The 3,007-nt window shown below is 66.3% G+C and carries 3 protein-coding genes; 2 read left to right on the top strand and 1 reads right to left on the bottom strand.

The features are described 5' to 3' along the window. Positions 1 to 419, bottom strand: a 419-nt coding sequence (locus F1542_RS08685) for a glutamate--tRNA ligase (RefSeq protein ID WP_253073257.1), incomplete at its 3' end; no start/stop codon positions are given. Between the two features lie 115 nt (positions 420 to 534). Between F1542_RS08685 and F1542_RS08680 the strand changes: the two genes are divergently transcribed. Next, entirely contained in the window at positions 535 to 2,730 is a 2,196-nt protein-coding gene (locus F1542_RS08680; RefSeq protein ID WP_193732684.1) for a ComEC/Rec2 family competence protein, read from the top strand. Positions 2,731 to 2,766: 36 nt separating this feature from the next. After that, positions 2,767 to 3,007: hypothetical protein (locus F1542_RS17150; protein ID WP_227672592.1), on the top strand; the 241-nt coding region annotated here is incomplete at its 3' end.

Here is a 3,007-nt window from a genome sequence, read left to right as displayed (position 1 = left end):
GTATAGGGGGTGTTGGCGGGGGCTTCGGACGGGTCGCGGTCGCGCCACATGCCGTTGTAGCGGGGGGGACGGCCTTCGGCCATCGCCTTTTCCCGCATTTCTTTCAGTTCATCCGCCGTGCAGTAGCAGCGATAGGCCAGCCCCTTTTCCAGCAGCGCGTGGGCCACTTCGGTATGACGGGCCTGCCGGGTGGACTGGAACACCGGCTTTTCGTCTGAGTGGATATCCATCCACGCCAGCCCGTCGAACAGCACATCGACCGCCTGCTGGGTCGAGCGTTCTCGGTCGGTATCCTCGATCCTGAGCAGGAACTGACCGCCGTGGTGGCGGGCATAGAGGAAATTGAAAAGGGCGGCACGGGCGTTGCCGATATGCAGCAGGCCGGTGGGGCTGGGAGCGAAACGCGTACGGACAGTCATGAGCCGGTTCTTTAGCATGTTTTCGCCCTGCTGACAGGGGGCAGTCTGGCCTGTGTGCCATCGGGACCGTTAGGGTGTGTATTCCGGCCACGCATGGGCATGGCCGCAAGCATGGGTGCGGATCATTACGGGGGTTATCCTGCCACGCCACAATATCGACAGCATCCGGGCCGGACTGTCACGTACACGTGCAGGGGTCAGTGCATGGCTGTGGGGGCAGCATGTCCGCTTCGTGCTGTGGCTGCCTGTCCTGCTGGCGGCGGGCATGGCGCTGTATTTCACGCTGTCATGGGAACCATCGGCCATCTGGGCATGGGGGGGCATCATGGTGGTTGCGGGGTGTATTGCCGCGCGGCTGCTATGGGGCACGGGGCTGCCGGTGCGCATCGGCTGTGGCGTGCTGGGGGCGTGTACTGCGGGGGCGCTGGTGGCATGGGGGCAGGCGCATCACATGCCGCCCTTTCCAGACCTGCCCCGCCGGGCGGTGCATCTGACGGGGCGCGTGCTGGATGCGGACGCGCAGGCCCTGCGTGATGGCACGCAGGCATGGCGGGTGCGACTGGCGGATGTCCGCTTCCTTGATGGCATCAATACCGGCATGCCGCCGCTGCGTCGTGTGCTGGTGCTGCGGCTGCGGCCAGATGATGCGTGTGTTCCCGTGCCCGGTGATACACTGCTGGCGCGTGTGATGCTCTCCCCCCCGGCCTTTCCCGCCCTGCCCGGGGGCTATGACGCCCAGCGCCGCGCATGGTTTGACGGACGTGCAGGCAATGCGCGCGCGCTGGATGGGGTGACATGCCGGCATGGCCATGCCCTGTCCGGCCTGTCCACGCGTATTGCCAGCCTGCGTCAGGCCATGGCCACGCGGATTCGCACGGTCCTGCCGGGCAGCCGTGGCGATATCGCCGCGACCGTGCTGGTGGGGGCGGATGGGGCGATTGCGCCCGGCGTGCGGGATGCCTTTGCCGATGCGGGGCTGGCCCACCTGCTGGCTGTTGCCGGGTTGCACCTTGCCATTGTCATGGGACTGGTCATGGCGGGGGTGCGCATGGGGCTGGCGCTGTCCGAACGCGCGGCGCTGTTCTGGCCATGCCGGCAGATCGCGGCGGTCTGCGCGCTGCTGGCCGGTGGGGGATATGTCATCATTACCGGTGCGCACCTGCCGGCGCAGCGCAGCCTGTTCATGGCGGGGCTTGCGGTCGTGGCGCTGATGGTGGGCAGGCGTGTGATGTCGATGCGGGCCCTGGCGGTGGCCGTGACCATCCTGCTGTGCCTGAATGCGGAAAACGTGGCCGAACTGCCATTGCAGATGTCGGCTGCGGCGGTCATGGCGCTGATTGCCGGTTTCGATGCGCTGCGCCTGCACCTGTCGGCATGGGAACATGACGTGACGTGGTGGCGCAGGACGGGCGCGCGGCTTGCCCATCCGCTGCTGGCCAGCGTGCTGGCGGGCAGTGCCTGCATTCCCGTCGGCATGGCGCATTTCGGCACGGTGCAGCCGTGGTTCGTGCTGGCCAACCTGCTGGCGGTGCCGCTCATGTCTGCCTGGATCATGCCGTGGGGGCTGGTGTCCTTTCTGCTGATGCCGCTGGGGTGGGAAAAGCTGGCGCTGGTCCCCATGGGGTGGGGGATCGGACTGGTGGCGTGGCTGGCGCGGCAGGTGGCCGGCCTGCCGGTGGCGCATATCGGGGTGCCTGCCATCGGCAATGGCGGGCTGGCGCTGTTCTTTGCCGGGTTGGGCTGGCTGTGCCTGTGGTGTGGACGGGGGCGGTTGCTGGGATCCGTGCCGGTTGCGCTGGCGCTGCTGTCACCATGGTGGGGGGCGCAACCGGTGGTGATGGTGTCACCGGATGCCCGCATGGCGGGCGTTGTGAGCGGGCATGTGCTGCTGACCGGTCCCGGTGCGCACCCCGATCCGTTCATTTTGCGCGAATGGCAGCGTGTGACGGGGCTGGAAGCCGGCGTGTTGCCCGATGGTGCGGGGCAGGGGCCGCTATCGTGTCGGGCTGGCGCGTGCCGCGTGCGGGAGCGGGACGGGGATATCCTGCTGCTGCTTTCCGCGCGGGGGCCGGGTCGCGGGTTATGCCGCGATGTCCGCATGGTGGTGAACCTGTGGGCGCAGGACGGGTGTCCCGGCGCGGGGGTAATCGGGCGTTTCGATATGTGGCGAAATGGGGCGTACGCCCTGTATCCCGACCGTGCGGGTGGTGTCAGGGCGCTGTCTGACCGGCAGGCGCGTGGGACGCGGCCATGGGTCATGCGGCCCGGTGGGGTGGGTGTGCCTGATTTGCCCATGGCCCGGGCGGAATAGGGTCGTGGGTGGTTGTGACCGCGTCATTGTCCGGTCATGACATCTGCTGCACGTGAGCCATCGCCCCCGCTCGGGGGAAGGCAGCTCCTGTATAAGGAAATTTTTGGTGAAGCTTTTTTCAAAAAGCTTCAGAAGAATGCCGCCGTTTTGGGGTCTGTTGGGAATTATACTTTTTCAAAGTCACCAAATGTGATTCAAAATCCGTATGGATCGCTTCGTACTGACAGACGCCCAATGGGCGCAAATGGAACCGCTGTGCCTTGGCAAGAAAACAGAT

Source organism: Komagataeibacter sp. FXV3, assembly GCF_015155755.1.
In the GTDB taxonomy this organism is placed as follows: Bacteria; Pseudomonadota; Alphaproteobacteria; order Acetobacterales; family Acetobacteraceae; genus Komagataeibacter.
This window is presented reverse-complemented; position numbering and strand designations above follow the sequence as displayed.